Raw genomic sequence first — 17,290 nt, 5'->3', positions numbered from 1 at the left:
CTAACTGAGCTCCTCTAATTTTGCGAGATCACGCACTGCGCCTTTATCAGCACTGGTCGCCAATAATGCATAAGCTTTTAGCGCGTAAGAAACCACACGCTCACGGTCACGTGGTTTAAACGCATCTTTACCACGCGCCAGCTGCTTTTCTTTACGCAATGCCAATTCGGTATCATCCAACAACACATCAATAGAACGAGCATGAATATCAATAGCAACAAGGTCGCCACTTTCGATCAATGCCAATGTGCCTCCACTTGCCGCTTCGGGGGATGCATGCCCAATAGATAAACCCGAAGTACCACCAGAAAAGCGCCCATCCGTCAGCAGTGCACAATCTTTATCTAGGCCCATAGACTTTAAGTAGCTGGTTGGGTAGAGCATCTCTTGCATACCAGGTCCGCCTTTCGGTCCCTCGTATCGAATAATGACCACATCCCCTTTTTTCACTTCACCACCTAAGATCCCTTCTACAGCGTCATCTTGAGATTCGTAGACTACGGCAGGCCCAGTAAATTGCAGCATCTCATCGACAACCCCGGCACTTTTAACAATACAACCGTCTGGTGCCAAATTACCCGTTAGTACTGCCAATCCACCATCTTGACGGAAGGCATGCTCAACACTGCGAATACAGCCGCCTTCGCGGTCCAAATCTAACTCATCCCAACGACATTCTTGACTCATAGCTTGAGTAGTACGAATTCCTGCTGGGCCTGCGCGATAAAAAGTCTGCGCGCGTTGGTTGCTCGCGTCGGTAGCGTCCCATCGACGGATCACTTCACCCAACGTGCCACCAGCAACATGACCAACGTTTAAATCGAGTTTACCGGCCTTCGCCAACTCATTCAGAATTGCCATGATGCCACCTGCACGGTGTACATCTTCAATATGATATTGCTGTGTGGCTGGCGCCACCTTACACAAGAAAGGTGTTTGACGAGAAAGTTGATCGATATCGTCCATATCAAAATCAACCCCCGCCTCTTGAGCCGCCGCAAGAATATGCAGCACCGTATTAGATGAGCCACCCATCGCAATATCTAACGTCATAGCATTAGTAAATGCGGCTTTATTGGCGATATTACGCGGTAAAACAGCTTCGTTGTCTTGGCGATAATACTCATCACACAAAGCCATGATACGTTTAGCTGCACCATCATAAAGCTGACGACGGTCTTTGTGGGTAGCCAAAGTTGTGCCATTTCCAGGCAATGCCAAACCAAGAGATTCCAACAAGCAATTCATTGAATTCGCAGTAAACATGCCTGAGCACGATCCACATGTTGGACACGCCGAACGTTCCACTTGATCAGAGTCCTCATCACTCACAGAAGGGTCCGCGCCTTTTACCATCGCATCAACCAAGTCCAATTTAAGCTCGATGTCCGCTAAGCGAGTTTTACCCGCTTCCATGGGACCACCCGAAACAAAAATAACAGGTATATTAAGTCGCAACGCAGCTAACAACATACCTGGTGTGATCTTGTCACAATTCGAAATACACACCATAGCATCTGCACAGTGCGCATTAACCATGTACTCCACAGAGTCAGCAATCAGATCCCGCGAAGGCAAAGAATACAGCATGCCGCCATGACCCATAGCTATACCATCATCGATAGCTATCGTATTAAACTCTCGTGGTACACCGCCCGCTTCGCTGATGGCTTCTGCCATCAATTCGCTTAACTGATTAAGGTGGACATGGCCAGGTACAAACTGTGTGTATGAATTCACAACCGCAATAATCGGCTTGTGAAAGTCTTCATCTGTCATCCCTGTTGCACGCCATAATGCACGCGCTCCAGCACGTTGACGACCTTCTGTTGTAGTTTTACTGCGTAACTTAGCCATGTTTGTTGACCCCTTAACCTGTTTTTAGCCGCTAAACGGCATTACCTCATTCCCAAAAATATCGATACTTTGCTTGCTGGTTATTCGTTTACGAACGCTAACCAACCATTTGCATCTGCGGCCTGACCTTTCACTAGATCAAAATAAGCTTGCTGAAGCTCTGTTGTAATTGGTCCACGTTTACCTTCACCTACCTGAATTTGATCAACGCTGCGCACAGGTACAACTTCAGCGGCCGTGCCTACCATGAAAAACTCATCTGCAAGATATAGCGCTTCTCTAGCAATCGGCTCTTCTCGTACTTCATAACCACGCTCTTTGGCCAAATGAATAATCGTGTCACGCGTTAAGCCCGGTAAAATACACGCTGTAGTTGGCGGGGTATAAAGTACTCCTTTTTTCACTACAAACAGATTTTCACCAGCGCCTTCACTAAGGTAACCATTGACATCCAATGCGATACCTTCAACATAACCATTGCGTTTGGCTTCACCAGAAATAAGCTGAGAAGATAAGTAGTTTCCACCAGCTTTCGCAGCAGTTGGCATCGTATTCGGAGCTAATCTACTCCAAGAAGACACACATACATCTACACCTTGAGCGAGACTTTCGTCGCCTAAATATGCTCCCCACTCCATTGCCGCAACAGTGACATCAGCAAGATGAGATTTTGGATTTAGGCCAAGTCCAACGTGACCTAAAAATGCAAACGGACGCAGATATGCATTCGTGAAGCCATTTTCTTTTACCGCTTGCTTACACGCATCCATAATTTCCTCTTTGCTATAAGGAATTTCCATACGGTAAATTTTTGCTGAATCAAATAAACGTTGGATGTGATCATCCAATCTAAAAATAGCCGGCCCATTCGGTGTGTCATAGGCACGGATCCCTTCAAAGACTGAACTACCATAGTGCAACGCATGACTTAGTACATGTGTTGTTGCTTGTTGGTAAGGGATCATTTCACCGTTGTGCCAAATAAATTCTGAAGTTTGTGTCATTATTTTAAAACCTTAATATTGTTATATTGCCTGCTGCTGTAATGTGTGCAAATCAACCGACTGCACATCCACTAGCTTATTTAATTGTGATGTTAATAGATAGATCGGCTTATCACTATCCACCGTCATTTTGACGTGAAACAGTTCATCCTGCCCTTCCAGCTGCAATTGCATTAGACGAAATCCTCTATGGCGTGCCACACGTAGAAAACGCTCTACAGCGACGCTTTGATTTTTTACAGCCACAGTTAATTGATGTTTCATTGAGAGTTCTCCGTTATCATTTCATCATTTGCCGCACCTGGCGGTACAAGAGGCCAAACATTTTCTTTATCATCAATACAGGCATGTAAAATGTAAGGTCCTTCACTGGATACTAAATTATTGATTGCCTCATCTACTTCTGAGGCCTGTGTTATCGTCTGACCAGGGATACCAAATACAGCTGCAAGTTGCACAAAATCTGGGTTGTCAGATAAATTTGTTTCACTGTATCGCCCAGCAAAAAAGAGTTCCTGCCACTGCCTTACCATTCCCAACCTTTGGTTGTCTAAAATGACAATTTTCACTGGTAAGTTATTTCTGCGAATTGTCGCCAGCTCTTGAATGTTCATCATGATTGAGCCATCTCCTGAAACGGTGATCACCATATCTTGTGGACGAGCTATTTGAGCACCAATTGCCGCAGGCAAACCAAAGCCCATTGTTCCAGCGCCGCCACTGCTCAGGTGATTACTTGGGTGGCTGAATTTCATGTGTTGGGCAACCCACATCTGGTGCTGACCAACATCGCAACATACAACGGTTTGCTTTGGCATATCTCGGCTTAACTTGTTCAACAAGTAAGGCGCAAATACTTTTTCTCCCGGATAATCATAACGCCACGCATAATCGCGATTCATTTGGCTGACATGTTCGCGCCATGAAAGTGGCACTGTATGCCCTTCAAGCTGAGGCAGCGATACTTTTAAATCAGCAATAAGCGACGCTGCAGCAGGTTTACGTTTGCCCACTTCTGCTGCATCTATGTCTAGATGAATTACTTTTGCTTTCGCAGCAAATTTCGCCAAGTTGCCTGTCACTCGGTCGTCAAATCTTGCTCCAATACAGACCAATAAATCACACTCTTGCACTGCTAAGTTAGCCGCTTTGGTACCGTGCATCCCTAACATTCCGAGCTCATATTCATATTCAGGCAACACGCTACCCAAGGCCTTCAAAGTTGAAACAGCAGGCATTTGCGTACGCGCCAAAAATGCCATCAACTCGTCTTGCGCATCAGCACTTTGTACACCACCACCCACGTATGCAATTGGCCTTTCGGCATTTTTTAGGAGCGTATTGGCCATATCTAACTCATGCATTGATGCGCTATCGCACTCCTGTGCATCCGCAAGCCACGGCGTAAATGGAACTTGGCTCTGTTGAATATCTTTTGGAATATCAACCAACACAGGCCCAGGTCTGCCTGATGTCGCAAGATGCATTGCTTGTTGAAGTACTTCAGCTAGATCTTCCACACGTTCCACCATGAAACTATGCTTGGTACAAGAGAGCGACATACCGAGTACATCCACCTCTTGAAACGCATCTGAGCCAATAGCAGCCGTAGGCACCTGCCCAGTAATAGCCAATAAAGGCACTGAGTCCATCATGGCATCAGCCAGCGAGGTAACAAGATTAGTTGCACCAGGGCCTGAAGTTGCAAAACACACACCGAGCTTACCCGTACTGCGTGCATAACCAACTGCGGCAAAACCTGCCCCTTGCTCATGACGAGTCAAATAATGCTTGAGAGGCGCACCGTATAATGCATCGTAAATAGGCATAATCGCTCCACCGGGATAGCCGAATACATCTGTAACACCTTGCTTTACAAGGATGTCTATTACCATTTGTGCGCCTGTCATTGTTTTGCTCATTGCCCTTTGCTCTGTTTTTTAGCCCTAAAACGAAAGAGCCCCCCGAACTTTTCAGTGCGGGGGGCTCTTAGCTGTTATTTTCTTACAGCACTAACCAGCCCCCGCGGTAATAATAATCACCACGTTGATAATCACGACTAGTAGAGTTGCTGTATGTAACATAAATTCTTAACCTAATTTCTTAGTCTGTACTGCTAAACAATTTTGGGCGTAAATTCAGTGCGCCCGTTCTTTATTCTATTAGTAACCCGCGCATGCCACCAAGTCAACTATAAAATCTATGCTTTATAAAATATAAAACACCTAACAAAAGAAATAAAAAACCCAATAAACAACAATAATCGAAATATATTTCCTGTTTACTCTAAATTGGATGACCTTAGCCCAATTCGCTTCAGAATAAAAAACAACTTTATGCATAGCACTTTTGATTATTAAATTTTTGTGATTTACATCCACCTTTGATTATGATGTTCATTCAGACCCCAATAAGGAACCTATTGTGAAGCTAAAATTAAACGTTGTGCAGAGCCTATTTTTCGTCATTACGTTCTTGCTTAGTACCTTAAGTCAAGCAGCACCTGCACTATGGAGCGCAGAAAAAAACGGCGTGACATCTTATCTGTTTGGCACAGTGCATGTGGGTGACACCAGTATGAATGGCCTACCAGACCAAGTCCAAGAAGCCATTAAGCAATCAAAATACACCGTTGTCGAATTGGACATGAGCAACTTATCTCCGCTAGATATTCAGCGTAAGCTCGCAAATTTCGTTGCCAGTACAGAGGTAAAGTCGCTTCAAGAAGCGCTTTCCCCTGCTGTGTATAAACAACTTAAAAACTATTTTACCAAACGAGGAATTAATATTGAGCTGTTCCGTGGGCAGCCAGCTTGGATGGTTATGTTGACCATTATCCAACTTGAATATCAAAAAGCGGGCTACAGTGAAAAGTTTGGCATTGATAAACAAGTTATCGCCCATGCAAAGCAACTTAATAAATCAATTAAGCCACTTGAAACATTTGAACAACAGCTCTCTATGTTTCGTGAAGTCGCGAAAATGAGTGACGAGATGATGGGGCAAACTTTATCACAAATGGAGGATGCTAAGACCTTTATCAATGACATGATCACTGCTTGGAAAACAGGTGATGAAGCACGTTTGAATAAATACTACCATTTGAGTTTTGATGACACTGCGTACGCACGCCTAGCCGAAAAAACATTGCTGAAAGACCGTAATCATGCTTGGGTCAAATCGCTCTCATCGGCTATGGGCAAAGAGTCACATTTTATTGCCGTAGGAGCCTTACACTTACCACTAGAACACGGCCTAATCACACTCTTAAAAGAGCAAGGGTTTACCATAAAAAGAATTTAACATCAGTCATGTGGACGCGTTTTCTCATGACGCGTTACAACTTTCTCTTCCTTCTTTTAATTTTACTTTAAACCTTTTTAGTCCCAGCTGCGACCAATGGATATATCAACAATGATTTATGGAGCGTCATATGCGAAAGTTAACTTGGTTCCCCCTCTTTTTGAGTATTGCTTGGCAAGCTCAAGCTACACAGTCCCACACAATTAAAGAGCAGTTTTCAGTTACATCTCATCAATCCCTAGAGATTGCTTTTCCCGTAGGCAAACTAAACATAGAGACCTATGAAGGAGATAGCATACAAGTTGAGATTGAATTACGCGAAAATGACAACAGCTGGTTTGGCAAAACTGCTATCAGTTCAATCCAGCTTGAAAAAAAGCAACATAATGATGAAATTTACCTCACTATTGACGAAGAAGATGTCGAGCAGATTTGGCATGTTAAACTGCCCGCGTCACTCTCATTAGAAGCTGAGTTGGGCGTTGGCAACGTCCACATTGAAACTTTACGTAATGACGCAGAAATTGAAGTCGGTGTGGGCAATGTAAAAGTACACAGTGCGCTAAGTGACTACCAAGTTATTGATCTGGAATCAGGTGTGGGTAAAACAAAACTCAAAAACTTTACCGGCAATGCGACCTATGAGCAATCTATGGTAGGTTCAAAGACTAAATATCAGGGCCAAGGTCGATACGAACTCGAAGTTGACGTTGGTGTTGGTAACATCAAAATCACTCACTAAGTGCTGTTGGCAATAGTAGCACTTCTACTTTTTCCTGAAGCGCTGCAAAGTCAACAGGCTTAAATAAGTGTGTATTTGCCCCCAACTCATAAACTCGCGCAATGGATTGCTCTGAGGTGTTTGCTGTAAGTACCAGTATTGGCAACTCCAGCCCCAAGGACTGCCTGATTAATTTTATTGCTAAAAAACCATCCATGATCGGCATATTCAAATCCATTATCACTAACGAAAACTCCTCATTCTGCAATGCACTAATCGCCTCTTGGCCGTTAATCGTGTGTACAACGCTTAATTTGAGCTTCTCTAACATAGAAATTACAATACGTGCATTGAGTAAATTATCCTCTACGAGCAAAACGTTTTGCGTTGCATCTTGCTGATAAAAACTTGCCCTTTTTTGTAAAATTAACTTAACGGGGAGCTCAAGCCTCACCTTTGTGCCACAAGGTTCACAATCATTAAAAACTAATTGTCCGCCCATCATGCTCACCAGTAAACGCGCACGGGCTAAACCTAGCTGCATGCCTTGGTAGTTTTTAGTATCTTCATCATGCTTCTGAATACTTGATATGCCAGGGCCTGTATCGGATATTTCACAGACTAGACTAGCCTGCTCATTGGCACCAAATACACCATGGGCCACTACGCGCACGGCCCCTTTTTCAGTGAACTTGACGGCGTTATTCAAAAGCTCACCCAATAACCACGCAACGCGATTGTGGTCACACTCTACAACTTGTAAAAGTTCATCGCCCAGCTCAGATTGAAAATCTAGCTTTTTATTTTCAGCCGCTCCTTTGTATGTTGAGATAGGTAAAGCCACCGTATCTGACAACTTCGCTACTTTATTTTCTAGCTTAATGCTTTTTTGCTCAGACAACGCATTGTAATCATCAATGGAAGACAGTAATACATGCAGTTGCTGCGCACTATGACTGACAACATCCAAATGAGATTGTTGCTTAGTCTCTTGGAACAAATGCAGATACCCCAAGATTGCCTGCAGTGGTGTACGCATCTCATGGCTTGCCCGAGCAAGAAACTCTCCTTTGCTGTGTTTTAATCGATTTGACTCTTGTCGCAAACGCTGAAGATGACTGATTTTATTTTTGATACTGACTTCCATTGGATAAAAAATCCAACGTATTTCAATCGCTAATATCAGTAATCCGAAAATCCAAACTAACAACTCTGCGTTTTGCAATGTAGTGACTTTAGACGTGGCAAATTCTTCGTGTAATGTTACCGCCTGATCCAAAACCAACAAAAGTTGCTGCGATCTTTCATTAATTTGTTGAAGTTTTTCAATACTCAATTGATTTGCCAACACCAGACTATGGGCTTCTAGTAGCATCTCAAGGAAGCTTTCTACCTGCCTCTCTAATTCTGAGGGTTGCTGGAAATACAGCTGTATCAATGCGGGTGATAAGTGCACGTGCCCTTGCCCATTTCTTTCAACCAAAAAAGCATGATTGACACGCATTTTTTCAATTGTTTCGAGAAAGGCATGCTCGTTAAAAAACTTGTTTTGCTGGCCTTTGATAAACTCATTCCCAAGTAGTAATGCCGCCTTTTGTGAAAGCATCCTTTGCATACCTGCGGTGTTGATAACATTGGCACTAATTGCCTGCTGAGACAGTAATACCTGCATAGTAACCATGGTCGTTGTTATCAGAATGGCCATGATAGAGATCGCCAAAGTATACCGCAGCCTAAAGTTTTTTAAGATTTTCAACAACTGCTAATCTCCCTGTACTCCACACACACCGCCAATCGAAACTGTTATCAATCATTTTAGTCTAGCTTATATTTAATCTTTTACCGATTGGAGCTTGACACCTAGACGGCCAAAATGTTTCAATCCGTCTGACCCTATTATCGCAAAATAGCATCTAGTGCTGTTTTGAGGGCTGGAAGAGGTGCGTTATTCAGGTAGCTAAGTTGAGGAGAGCAAACTCCGTTAACACTTAGTGAGGGGAATTAACGCCGAGAAAAATCCGTATTTGCTTTGCGGATCTTTCGGGCGCTTGGGCTGAATCCCAGCGACTGTCACCAACATATTTGGTGGAGAGCTTCTGGTCTTAGAAAGAAAAGGCCAGCCTTCTTCTTTTTTAAGTCCATTGCTCTTCGAATTTTAATTGTTCGAGACATGGAATTGCTACATAAGCTCCCTGCTATCGAACAGCATTTAAGTTCGGTAGAGATGAAATCAAACTATACCTTATCTGACTACCCATTATGGACGGCATTAGTCACGCCGTTTGACGACAACAATCAGGTTGATTACACGACTTTGGAGTCCCTAGTCGATGCTCAGCAAGCTGCAGGTAATGGCATACTTTTACTAGGCAGTACTGGGGAAGGTCTTGCGCTGTCACAAGATGAACAGCGTAGAATTGTCGATTTTGTCTGTGATTTATCCCCTTCTGTGCCCTTGATGGTTGCAGTAGGTGGCTGCGATTTAGCACTTCAATTAGAGTGGGTTGCTTATTGTAATAATAAGCCCATTGATGCATTTTTATTAGGCTCGCCACTGTATGCAAAACCGGGTAATGTAGGTTTAACTCATTGGTTTAAAACACTACTAGACGCCAGTGACATCCCGTGCATGCTGTACAATGTGCCAGGGCGCAGTGCTGTCTCAATCAGCCCGAATGTAATTGAAAATTTGTCTTCGCACCCAAACTTATGGGCGCTTAAAGAAGCCAGCGGTGACATTGCTACATTTGAATCTTTCCGTAAAGCTTCACCTGAGCTGGCTATTTTCAGCGGCGACGATGGCCTGATGCCATACTTTGCTCAGGCAGGTGCAGCAGGCTTGGTGTCTGTTGCTGCTAATGCTTGGCCAAAGCAAACGGCCGAGTTTGTGCACCGCTCTCTCGCTGGCACATTTCCCAATTTATTTACCACGTGGACTGACGCAGTAAACAGTTTGTTTAGCGTCGCCAATCCAATCCCAGTCAAAGTATTAATGCATCTGCAAGGTCAGCTGTCTACACCGCGTTTGCGCCCACCGCTGACCCATTTAGAGCTGACTGATACAACGTTTATTAAAACAGCAAATTCAACAATTTTATCTTGGAGTTAAGGAAGTAAAAATGAGCTGGTTAACCCTATTAAACAACCTTGAAAATGGCACTGTTCGCGCAGCAACACAAGACGAGCAAGGCAACTGGCATGCAAATGTTGAGGTAAAACAAGGTATTTTAGAAGCATTTAAAAACGGCACAAACACGGAATACCCAGGTGGTTTTGTTGACAAAGACAACCTTGCACCACAGGGGTTTGCGGCAGAAGCAGGTGTCAGAATGGTTCCTGGAGGTAGTAGTGTGCGTCGCGGCGCTTATGTTGCAGCAGGCACCATTATCATGCCACCAGCTTACGTTAACATTGGCGCCTATATCGATGAAGGCACAATGGTGGACAGCCACGCATTAGTTGGCTCTTGTGCACAAATTGGAAAAAATGTGCATTTGAGTGCGGCCGTGCAGGTAGGTGGTGTTTTAGAGCCAATTGGTGCCAGTCCTGTAGTTGTTGAAGACAATGCCTTTATTGGAGCTGGCTGTGTTCTTGTAGAAGGTGTAGTCGTTAAAAAAGGCGCTGTGCTTGCTCCTGGTGTGCGCTTATCAGCGAGTATTCCTGTGTATGACTGCGTCAATGAACGAGTACTGGATAAAGGCGAGGCTATTCCTGAAAACGCCATTGTTATTCCTGGTTCACGCCCAGCAAAAGGTGAATGGGCTCAACAGCAAGGCCTCAGCCTATCTTGCGCTTTAATTGTGAAATATCGTGATGAACAGAGTGACGCAGCACTAGAGCTAGAAGAGGTGCTTCGCTAATGCAAACCTTGAGTACGCCTATTAAAGCAGCGATTACCGAACTGACAGCGACACAATACGAGCCATTTTATCTTTATGACTTAGACCGCTTGGCTAAACATTTAAAAGCAATAAATGATCAATCGATTGTAAAGCTATGGTATGCAGTAAAAGCCAACCCACTTTCAAGCATCATAAAAACCATAGATAAAGCAGGTTTTGATTTTGATGTCGCAAGTAGTGGCGAGTTAAAACAAGTACTGGCTCAAGGTATCGATGCAAAACGCGTACTCAACACTGGACCTGCAAAGTCTAAGCGTCAAATAGAAGAGTTTCTATCACTTGGAGTCACCACCTTCGTTGCCGAAAGTATCAACCAAGTAAGCTGGTTGCAAGAAGCGGCTCACAGGCATGGTACGCATTTGCGTATTTTATTGCGTGTTCAATTACGCTGGCCAAACAATGAAAAAAACCCATTGGGAGGCGACAGTTTGACACCATTTGGTTTAGGTACTCAAGCATGGTCAACTTTATGTTTATCAGACTATCCAAACTTAGATTTCGCAGGTTTGCATATTTTCCAATGGGGAAATTTACTCGATGCCGATAAGCTAGCTTCACTTTGGCAACAAATGGTCACTCCACTTGTTGCACTGTCAAAACAGTTAAACATGACATTACGTATACTCGACCTCGGTGGAGGGCTCGGTATACCTTATGATAGCGAGCAAACACCTATCGATTGGCAGGCAATTTTAACCAGCCTCGCTCAATTTAAGGCTGAAGCCAATATTGATGAACTTTGGATGGAACTTGGCCGCTATGCAGTGGGAGAATGCGGTTTCTACGCGAACCCTGTGATAGAGCAAAAGCAAAATTACGGTACAAACCAGTTGATAATGGCAGGTGGGATCAACCACTTACTGCGACCAGCGGTCACTGATCAAGCTTTCCCGGCAAGCTGCTTACGTGATAGTCAAGCAGACACGGTATCTTTTTCGCTGCACGGTCCACTTTGTACCGCCTTAGACAGCTTGGGTGAACATCAACTTCCTACTGATATTAATGAAGATGACTGGCTTATATTCAGTCAATGCGGTGCTTATGGATTTACCGAAAGCATGCCGTACTTTTTATGCCATGCACTACCCGCAGAATATATCTATCAAGCTGGCCAAGTGCAATGTGTGCGTTCAAGCATGACGCCGCAAGAGTACCTGAGGTAATTATGAACCAAATCACACAACATACAATCCAAGTTGGTGAGCTTGCAAATGGCCAAGCTCTGACGATTCCTGTGTTTTCAGTGGGAGACAGAGACTCAGGCCCTCATGTCTATATTCAAGCCAATATGCACGGTGCTGAAGTGCAAGGTAATGCCGTCATTTACGCGTTACTAGAAAAGTTAAAATCAGCGCGACTTGCAGGCTCCGTTACCTTAGTCCCCTATGCCAATCCAATTGGCTGCAACCAAAAATCAGGGGAGTTTACACTAGGTCGTTTTGATCCGATTACAGGTGAAAACTGGAACAGGCTATATCATGATCACAGCCATCTTCTTGCAGAGTTTGTCACACGCTATAAGCATGAATCTGAAGCAACGATTCGTAGTGAGTTTAAAAAGCTGCTGGTAGAACAAACTGAGGCATTACTCTCTGGGCCACAACATCAATTGAAAACAGGTAAACGTATTGCCTTACACCTGCAACATTTAGCGCACCAAGCAGATTTTGTATTGGATTTACATACTGGCCCTATATCGGCAAAGCACCTCTACTGTCCAGAGTACGCTCAGGAAAGTGCGAAATATTTTGATATTCCACACACCTTGTTGATCCCTAATGAATTTGATGGTGCTATGGATGAAGCCTGTTTCTGTCCATGGTGGCAATTAAGCGATGAATTAGCAGCGCAAGGGCGCGAGCTTTCAACCTTAGTCGAAGCCTTTACTGTAGAACTAGGCTCGCAAGAGCACATTGATCTTGCTGAAGCTGAGCACGATGCGGATAGTATTCTAAGCTATCTCACACACAAAGAGGTTGTGCTTGAGAGTGCCTATCAACCTCAGCCTATCACCCGTTATGCATGTTATTTAAAAGATTATGTGGCGGTCTACGCACCAATGGGCGGCATGGTGGATTATCAAGCGCCTTTAGGCGGGCATGTAAAAACAGGTGATTCACTCGCAACAGTGCTACGCATGGATAAGTATTGTGAAGGGGCTGCACTACAAACGGTCACGTTTGCCCAAGAAGGCATTGCGATATTGCATTTTGCGTCAGCCAGTGTGAACCAAGGTACTGAATTATATAAGTTGTTTACCAATTACTTTGAGTTGTAAGAGCTATCCCGGCAATGGAATGGCATAACATATTGCGTGAGAGTAGGTAGGTCTAAGGCTTACTTGCTAAGGTGTGGTGACTATGTCACCACCCTTTTTTATTTCCTTTATTCACTCCCGCATCACGGTTCAACTAGCATACGCTCCCCTATTTACACAGTGCCTTTTATACAAAGAGCATGAATCAACTATGCAAACAGTAATAAACGACTCGCACGGGTTACAGCAGCGTTTCTGTGAAAAAAAGCCAAAGCATATCAAATGCTTTGGCCTTTAAATTGATTTAAAGTCGTATTTATGGGCGAGGAATAAAGCCTACCGCATCGAATACCGCTTTCAATGTTTTCTCTGCACGTTCACCTGCTTTTTCAGCACCATTACGCATGATGTTATCAAGCAAAGTTTGATCAGCTCTGATTTCACGAAAACGCGACTGAATTGGAGTCAGCATCTCAACAACCGCTGCAGCGGTATCTTTTTTCAAGTGACCATACATTTTGTCTTCGTACTCTGGTACTAATGCTTCAACTGAACGGCCTGTAGCCACAGAAAGTAACGTCAGTAAGTTAGAAACTCCCGGCTTTTCTTGACGGTCAAAATATATGCGCGCCTGCTCATCAGAGTCTGTTACTGCTTTTTTCAGTTTCTTCTCAATTTTCTTTGGTTCATCTAGTAACAGAACAAAAGCATTAGGGTTTTCGTCAGATTTAGACATTTTCTTCATTGGGTCTTGCAAGCTCATTACGCGAGCTCCCAATTCAGGAATATATGGCTCAGGAACCTTGAAAACATCACCGTAAATGTTATTGAAGCGCGTTGCAATATCACGTGTTAATTCTAAGTGCTGCTTTTGGTCTTCACCAACAGGAACTTGATCCGCTTGATATAATAGAATATCGGCCGCTTGTAACACAGGGTATGAGAACAGTCCAACATTCACATTATTAGCGTGCTTTGATGATTTATCTTTAAACTGCGTCATGCGATTTAGTTCGCCCATTTGCGCATAACAATTAAGTACCCAGCCCAATTGAGCATGTTCCGGAACTTGAGACTGCACAAATAGCGCTGACTTTTCAGGGTCAATACCACACGCCGTGTACATAGCAATTCCGTCTAGCACACGTTCGCGCATCGCCGCAGGGTCTTGACGAACGGTAATGGCATGAAGATCAACCAGCATAAAGAAACAATCGTGATCTTCTTGTAGCTTAAGCCACTGGTTTATGGCACCAACATAATTGCCTATTGTCATACCACCGGTTGGCTGAATGCCACTTAATACTACTGGTTTAGTCATCTTGTTCCTTTATTTCAATTCTGATTTATTTAAAACGGGGATTATATCTAAGAACCTATCGCAGAGGTACTCTGGTTTCAACTCCTGTAAATCAAAACCTTGATTATACCCATAGGTCAGTGCAATCGCTGGCATACTCGCATTCTGTGCCGCCAAAATATCACTCTTAGAGTCACCGACCATTATCGCTTCTTGCGCCGTAAGCCCTAGTTGTTTGCAAGCAACATGAAGCGGTTCTGGATCTGGTTTTTTGTTTCCATCATCACCACATACAATAACATCAAAGTACGCTGCGATGTTAAGTTTTTGCAACAACTGTAAGGTAAATGCTCTATTTTTATTGGTTACAAGCGCTTTAGGAGTACCAGATAGTTCTCTGAGTACACTTTCAACATCTGGATATAACTGCGCATATTCACCAATGAGCTGTTGGTAATGAAGCTTAAATTGACCAATTGCCTGTGCAGCTAAAGTTTCTGATATTTCTGGATTCACTTCAAAGTCGCAGCTAAGCCCACGCAAGACCAGCTTATCAATACCATTGCCTACCCAAGTTCTAACTTGGCTTTCAGATACCACGGGAAAAGCCACATCGGACAGCGCTAAATTGAGTGCTAAATGCATGTCTTGCACGCTGTCAACTAACGTCCCATCTAGATCAAAAATAACACCTTTAATACTCATTAGCGCACCTTTGCAAGTTCACTGCGCATTGCGTCAATGACCGATTTGTAATCTGGTTGGTTAAAAATTGCAGAACCAGCTACGAACATATCTGCGCCAGCCGCCGCAATCTCCGCAATATTATCAACCTTAACACCACCGTCCACTTCTAGACGGATTTTACGCCCTGATGCATCAATACGCTCTCTAACTTGCTTTAGCTTATCAAGCGTATTTGGAATAAAGCTTTGACCACCAAACCCTGGGTTGACCGACATCAGCAAAATCTGATCGACTTTATCCATAACATAGTCAAGATAGTGCAAAGGTGTTGCAGGGTTAAGCACCAGTCCGGCTTCACAACCATGCTCCTTGATGAGCGCTAAACTGCGATCAATATGTTCACTGGCTTCAGGGTGAAAAGTGATAATATCAGCACCAGCTTTGGCAAAACTCGGAATCAATGAATCGACTGGTTTGATCATTAGGTGAACATCAATGGGGGCTGTAATTCCATAGCCTCTGAGCGCTTCACAGATCATTGGACCAAACGTAAGATTAGGCACGTAGTGGTTATCCATTACATCAAAATGCACAACATCAGCACCGGCATTAATGACTCGCTCCACATCGCTGCCTAAACGCGCAAAGTCTGCAGATAAAATAGATGGCGCAATTAAAAATTCAGGCTGAGAATTGGCTAATGACATGGGACCCCCTTAAAGTAAAATGTCGACGCTACTTTAACCCAAATTGCACCCAATTACACGATTAACACCTGTGCAATTTGCGAGTAAATGACAGGAATCGTAGATAAAGCGATTGTTTAATAAACATCCATAGTGTACTATTTATAGATAGCTCATCGCTGAGGGGATAGTTATGGCAACATGGCTTAAAACACGGACGGTATTGTTTGCAACAGCTGCTGTAGTTTCAGTAGGTGTATTCTCGATTGGGAACGAAGAGATTGTGGTTACAAAGTACGAGCAATGTCAGTGTACCAATTCTAATTATAATAATTACACTAGCCCGTACTGTAAACGTGAAGCACATACAAGTTGGTTTGCTTGGTTAACAGGTGGCAGTAGCAATGCTCAATTCCACTACTTAGACTTGTTAGAACTGTTAATCGGTTCTGATGACAAGCAAGACACTTCGTCGATTTCACAATTCTAATGCTAAACGCAGCTAGGACGCTTAACAATGACTTTTATTAATCTCATTCAAAGCGTCCTAGCGGCGATGTTTGGCGTCCAAAGCAACAAAAAATATCAGTTTGATTTTCAGCAAGGTCGCTTTTGGCATTATGCCGTTGCAGGGACCATATTTGTCGTTATGTTTGTGGTGTCACTGATCTTTTTAGTGAATGGTATTATTGCCACAAGTAATTAGCTGAACTGAATTACCTTTGATGGTACAACGCCATTAACTCATTCACTTTGTTTCTCGCATTCCCTTTCGGGCTTATCGTTCTTTTCACCTGAATCACGTCTAATTTGGCTTGGCTATAAATTTTTCTTGTCCAAACTGTGTCATGGTTTGAGATCAATACAGGCTTACCACTGTCAAACGCGGCTTTTTCTGCCAAGTTAGCAAGCTCAGCTTGATCATCAAGATTAAACCCACCTTTAGCATAGCTTGTAAATGATGCGGTTTTGCTCAGTGGCACATAAGGAGGATCACAGTATATTACTGAGTTGCGTGGTAACGCCTTAAATACCTGTTCATAGCTTAGGCAAGTAAATGTCGCTTGTTGTGATTTTTCTGCAAAGTAATAAAGTTCATTTTCAGGGAAATATGGGCGCTTATACTTTCCGAACGGTACATTGAATATGCCTTTTAGATTGTATCTACAAAGGCCATTGTAGCCATGACGATTCATATACAAAAATAGGATGGCGCGCTCGTATACGTCTACACACTCATTAAATTGCTTGCGGTATTCATAATAGGCTTCTGGGCAGTTGTTTTGCTCAACAAAAAGTTTTTTAGCATCACTAATAAACTCTTCTGGCGCCCGCTGCAATTCCTTATATAAGTTGATTAGATCAGCGTTGATATCATTTAGAATATAACGTTTAAAGTTACTATTTAAAAACACAGAGCCAGCACCAACGAATGGCTCAACTAATGTGTCAGCCTCATGGTTAGCACTTTGTAATCGTTTAGTGATATCTTCCACTAAACTATATTTTCCACCTGCCCATTTTAGAAAGGCTCTGGTTTTTTTCTGCATGATCGATCTATTTACCCAAAAGT

Annotated in this window: 17 protein-coding genes and 1 riboswitch; of the genes, 8 read left to right on the top strand and 9 right to left on the bottom strand. The window is 43.4% G+C overall.

Annotation, left to right across the window (positions count from 1 at the left end):
- The 4 genes from ilvD to ilvG form a co-directional block, all read right to left on the bottom strand.
- Nucleotides 1-1,857, bottom strand: a complete 1,857-nt coding sequence (ilvD, locus tag N475_RS22315) for a dihydroxy-acid dehydratase (protein ID WP_063365984.1) — start codon at nucleotides 1,855-1,857, stop codon at nucleotides 1-3.
- Between the two features lie 80 nt (nucleotides 1,858-1,937).
- Nucleotides 1,938-2,861, bottom strand: coding sequence for a branched-chain amino acid transaminase (locus N475_RS22310; RefSeq protein WP_063356858.1), 924 nt, complete (start codon nucleotides 2,859-2,861; stop codon nucleotides 1,938-1,940).
- Between the two features lie 21 nt (nucleotides 2,862-2,882).
- Complete coding sequence (ilvM, locus tag N475_RS22305) at nucleotides 2,883-3,125, bottom strand: acetolactate synthase 2 small subunit (RefSeq protein ID WP_063356859.1); 243 nt, start codon at nucleotides 3,123-3,125, stop codon at nucleotides 2,883-2,885.
- Nucleotides 3,122-4,771 (bottom strand): acetolactate synthase 2 catalytic subunit, encoded by a 1,650-nt coding sequence (ilvG, locus tag N475_RS22300; protein WP_063356860.1) that lies wholly within the window; start codon nucleotides 4,769-4,771, stop codon nucleotides 3,122-3,124. Before ilvG ends, ilvM begins: the two co-directional genes overlap by 4 nt.
- 514 nt (nucleotides 4,772-5,285) lie before the next feature.
- Here ilvG and N475_RS22295 point away from each other — a divergent pair.
- Together N475_RS22295 and N475_RS22290 are read left to right on the top strand one after the other, a co-directional pair.
- Entirely contained in the window at nucleotides 5,286-6,164 is an 879-nt protein-coding gene (locus N475_RS22295; protein WP_063365983.1) for a TraB/GumN family protein, read from the top strand.
- 130 nt (nucleotides 6,165-6,294) lie between these two features.
- Nucleotides 6,295-6,906: a hypothetical protein gene (locus tag N475_RS22290; protein WP_063356862.1), complete on the top strand. Its 612-nt coding sequence runs from the start codon at nucleotides 6,295-6,297 to the stop codon at nucleotides 6,904-6,906.
- Here the strand turns inward: N475_RS22290 and N475_RS22285 are convergent.
- On the bottom strand, nucleotides 6,896-8,590 hold the full coding sequence (locus N475_RS22285; protein ID WP_063365982.1) for a hybrid sensor histidine kinase/response regulator: 1,695 nt from the start codon (nucleotides 8,588-8,590) through the stop codon (nucleotides 6,896-6,898). The two genes, N475_RS22290 and N475_RS22285, sit on opposite strands and share 11 nt — an antisense overlap.
- A gap of 222 nt (nucleotides 8,591-8,812) precedes the next feature.
- Nucleotides 8,813-8,989, top strand: a riboswitch (Lysine riboswitch).
- A gap of 120 nt (nucleotides 8,990-9,109) precedes the next feature.
- On the opposite strand from N475_RS22285, the gene dapA reads away from it, so the two are divergent.
- Genes dapA through N475_RS22265 form a run of 4 tightly spaced genes read left to right on the top strand, consistent with a single transcriptional unit; the run spans nucleotide 9,110 to nucleotide 13,065 of the window.
- A complete protein-coding gene (gene dapA / locus N475_RS22280; protein WP_063356932.1) occupies nucleotides 9,110-9,994 on the top strand; it encodes a 4-hydroxy-tetrahydrodipicolinate synthase in 885 nt (294 codons plus the stop codon).
- Between the two features lie 10 nt (nucleotides 9,995-10,004).
- Nucleotides 10,005-10,745 carry a 2,3,4,5-tetrahydropyridine-2,6-dicarboxylate N-succinyltransferase gene (locus N475_RS22275; protein ID WP_063356864.1) on the top strand — a complete coding sequence of 247 codons (741 nt, stop codon included), beginning with the start codon at nucleotides 10,005-10,007 and terminating at the stop codon, nucleotides 10,743-10,745.
- Entirely contained in the window at nucleotides 10,745-11,950 is a 1,206-nt protein-coding gene (locus N475_RS22270; protein ID WP_063365981.1) for a PLP-dependent decarboxylase, read from the top strand. Before N475_RS22275 ends, N475_RS22270 begins: the two co-directional genes overlap by 1 nt.
- A gap of 2 nt (nucleotides 11,951-11,952) precedes the next feature.
- Nucleotides 11,953-13,065 carry a succinylglutamate desuccinylase/aspartoacylase family protein gene (locus N475_RS22265; protein WP_063356866.1) on the top strand — a complete coding sequence of 371 codons (1,113 nt, stop codon included), beginning with the start codon at nucleotides 11,953-11,955 and terminating at the stop codon, nucleotides 13,063-13,065.
- Between the two features lie 295 nt (nucleotides 13,066-13,360).
- Here the strand turns inward: N475_RS22265 and trpS are convergent, their stop codons facing one another.
- From trpS to rpe, 3 genes are read right to left on the bottom strand one after another with little or no spacing between them, the layout of a single operon-like run.
- The gene (trpS, locus tag N475_RS22260) at nucleotides 13,361-14,365 is read right to left on the bottom strand and encodes a tryptophan--tRNA ligase (RefSeq protein ID WP_063356867.1); all 1,005 of its coding nucleotides are present in this window, start codon (nucleotides 14,363-14,365) and stop codon (nucleotides 13,361-13,363) included.
- Nucleotides 14,366-14,374: 9 nt separating this feature from the next.
- A complete protein-coding gene (gene gph, locus N475_RS22255; RefSeq protein WP_063356868.1) occupies nucleotides 14,375-15,049 on the bottom strand; it encodes a phosphoglycolate phosphatase in 675 nt (224 codons plus the stop codon).
- Nucleotides 15,049-15,738: a ribulose-phosphate 3-epimerase gene (gene rpe / locus N475_RS22250; RefSeq protein WP_063356869.1), complete on the bottom strand. Its 690-nt coding sequence runs from the start codon at nucleotides 15,736-15,738 to the stop codon at nucleotides 15,049-15,051. The genes gph and rpe overlap by 1 nt, the downstream gene beginning before the upstream one ends.
- Before the next feature lie 172 nt (nucleotides 15,739-15,910).
- Here rpe and N475_RS22245 point away from each other — a divergent pair, with 172 nt between their 5' ends.
- Together N475_RS22245 and N475_RS22240 are read left to right on the top strand one after the other, a co-directional pair.
- Entirely contained in the window at nucleotides 15,911-16,207 is a 297-nt protein-coding gene (locus tag N475_RS22245) for a hypothetical protein (RefSeq protein ID WP_063356870.1), read from the top strand.
- Nucleotides 16,208-16,234: 27 nt separating this feature from the next.
- A complete protein-coding gene (locus N475_RS22240) occupies nucleotides 16,235-16,423 on the top strand; it encodes a DUF2970 domain-containing protein (RefSeq protein ID WP_063356871.1) in 189 nt (62 codons plus the stop codon).
- Nucleotides 16,424-16,433: 10 nt separating this feature from the next.
- Here N475_RS22240 and N475_RS22235 read toward each other — a convergent pair whose 3' ends face one another.
- Nucleotides 16,434-17,267, bottom strand: coding sequence for a Dam family site-specific DNA-(adenine-N6)-methyltransferase (locus N475_RS22235; RefSeq protein ID WP_063356872.1), 834 nt, complete (start codon nucleotides 17,265-17,267; stop codon nucleotides 16,434-16,436).
- Between the last annotated feature and the right edge of the window lie 23 nt (nucleotides 17,268-17,290).

Origin of the sequence: Pseudoalteromonas luteoviolacea DSM 6061 (assembly GCF_001625655.1) — a bacterium.
GTDB classification, from domain to species: Bacteria; Pseudomonadota; Gammaproteobacteria; order Enterobacterales; family Alteromonadaceae; genus Pseudoalteromonas; species Pseudoalteromonas luteoviolacea.
The sequence above is the reverse complement of the archived record's forward strand: the minus strand, read 5'-3'. Positions and strand labels throughout refer to the sequence as shown.

Excerpts from the sequence above, each read along its gene's own strand:
- ilvD (WP_063365984.1), bottom strand. The coding sequence starts at position 1,857 with ATGGCTAAGTTACGCAGTAAAACTACAACAGAAGGTCGTCAACGTGCT.
- N475_RS22310 (WP_063356858.1), bottom strand. The coding sequence starts at position 2,861 with ATGACACAAACTTCAGAATTTATTTGGCACAACGGTGAAATGATCCCT.
- ilvM (WP_063356859.1), bottom strand. The coding sequence starts at position 3,125 with ATGAAACATCAATTAACTGTGGCTGTAAAAAATCAAAGCGTCGCTGTA.
- ilvG (WP_063356860.1), bottom strand. The coding sequence starts at position 4,771 with ATGACAGGCGCACAAATGGTAATAGACATCCTTGTAAAGCAAGGTGTT.
- N475_RS22290 (WP_063356862.1), top strand. The coding sequence starts at position 6,295 with ATGCGAAAGTTAACTTGGTTCCCCCTCTTTTTGAGTATTGCTTGGCAA.
- N475_RS22285 (WP_063365982.1), bottom strand. The coding sequence starts at position 8,590 with ATGGCCATTCTGATAACAACGACCATGGTTACTATGCAGGTATTACTG.
- dapA (WP_063356932.1), top strand. The coding sequence starts at position 9,110 with ATGAAATCAAACTATACCTTATCTGACTACCCATTATGGACGGCATTA.
- N475_RS22275 (WP_063356864.1), top strand. The coding sequence starts at position 10,005 with ATGAGCTGGTTAACCCTATTAAACAACCTTGAAAATGGCACTGTTCGC.
- N475_RS22270 (WP_063365981.1), top strand. The coding sequence starts at position 10,745 with ATGCAAACCTTGAGTACGCCTATTAAAGCAGCGATTACCGAACTGACA.
- N475_RS22265 (WP_063356866.1), top strand. The coding sequence starts at position 11,953 with ATGAACCAAATCACACAACATACAATCCAAGTTGGTGAGCTTGCAAAT.
- trpS (WP_063356867.1), bottom strand. The coding sequence starts at position 14,365 with ATGACTAAACCAGTAGTATTAAGTGGCATTCAGCCAACCGGTGGTATG.
- gph (WP_063356868.1), bottom strand. The coding sequence starts at position 15,049 with ATGAGTATTAAAGGTGTTATTTTTGATCTAGATGGGACGTTAGTTGAC.
- rpe (WP_063356869.1), bottom strand. The coding sequence starts at position 15,738 with ATGTCATTAGCCAATTCTCAGCCTGAATTTTTAATTGCGCCATCTATT.
- N475_RS22245 (WP_063356870.1), top strand. The coding sequence starts at position 15,911 with ATGGCAACATGGCTTAAAACACGGACGGTATTGTTTGCAACAGCTGCT.
- N475_RS22240 (WP_063356871.1), top strand. The coding sequence starts at position 16,235 with ATGACTTTTATTAATCTCATTCAAAGCGTCCTAGCGGCGATGTTTGGC.
- N475_RS22235 (WP_063356872.1), bottom strand. The coding sequence starts at position 17,267 with ATGCAGAAAAAAACCAGAGCCTTTCTAAAATGGGCAGGTGGAAAATAT.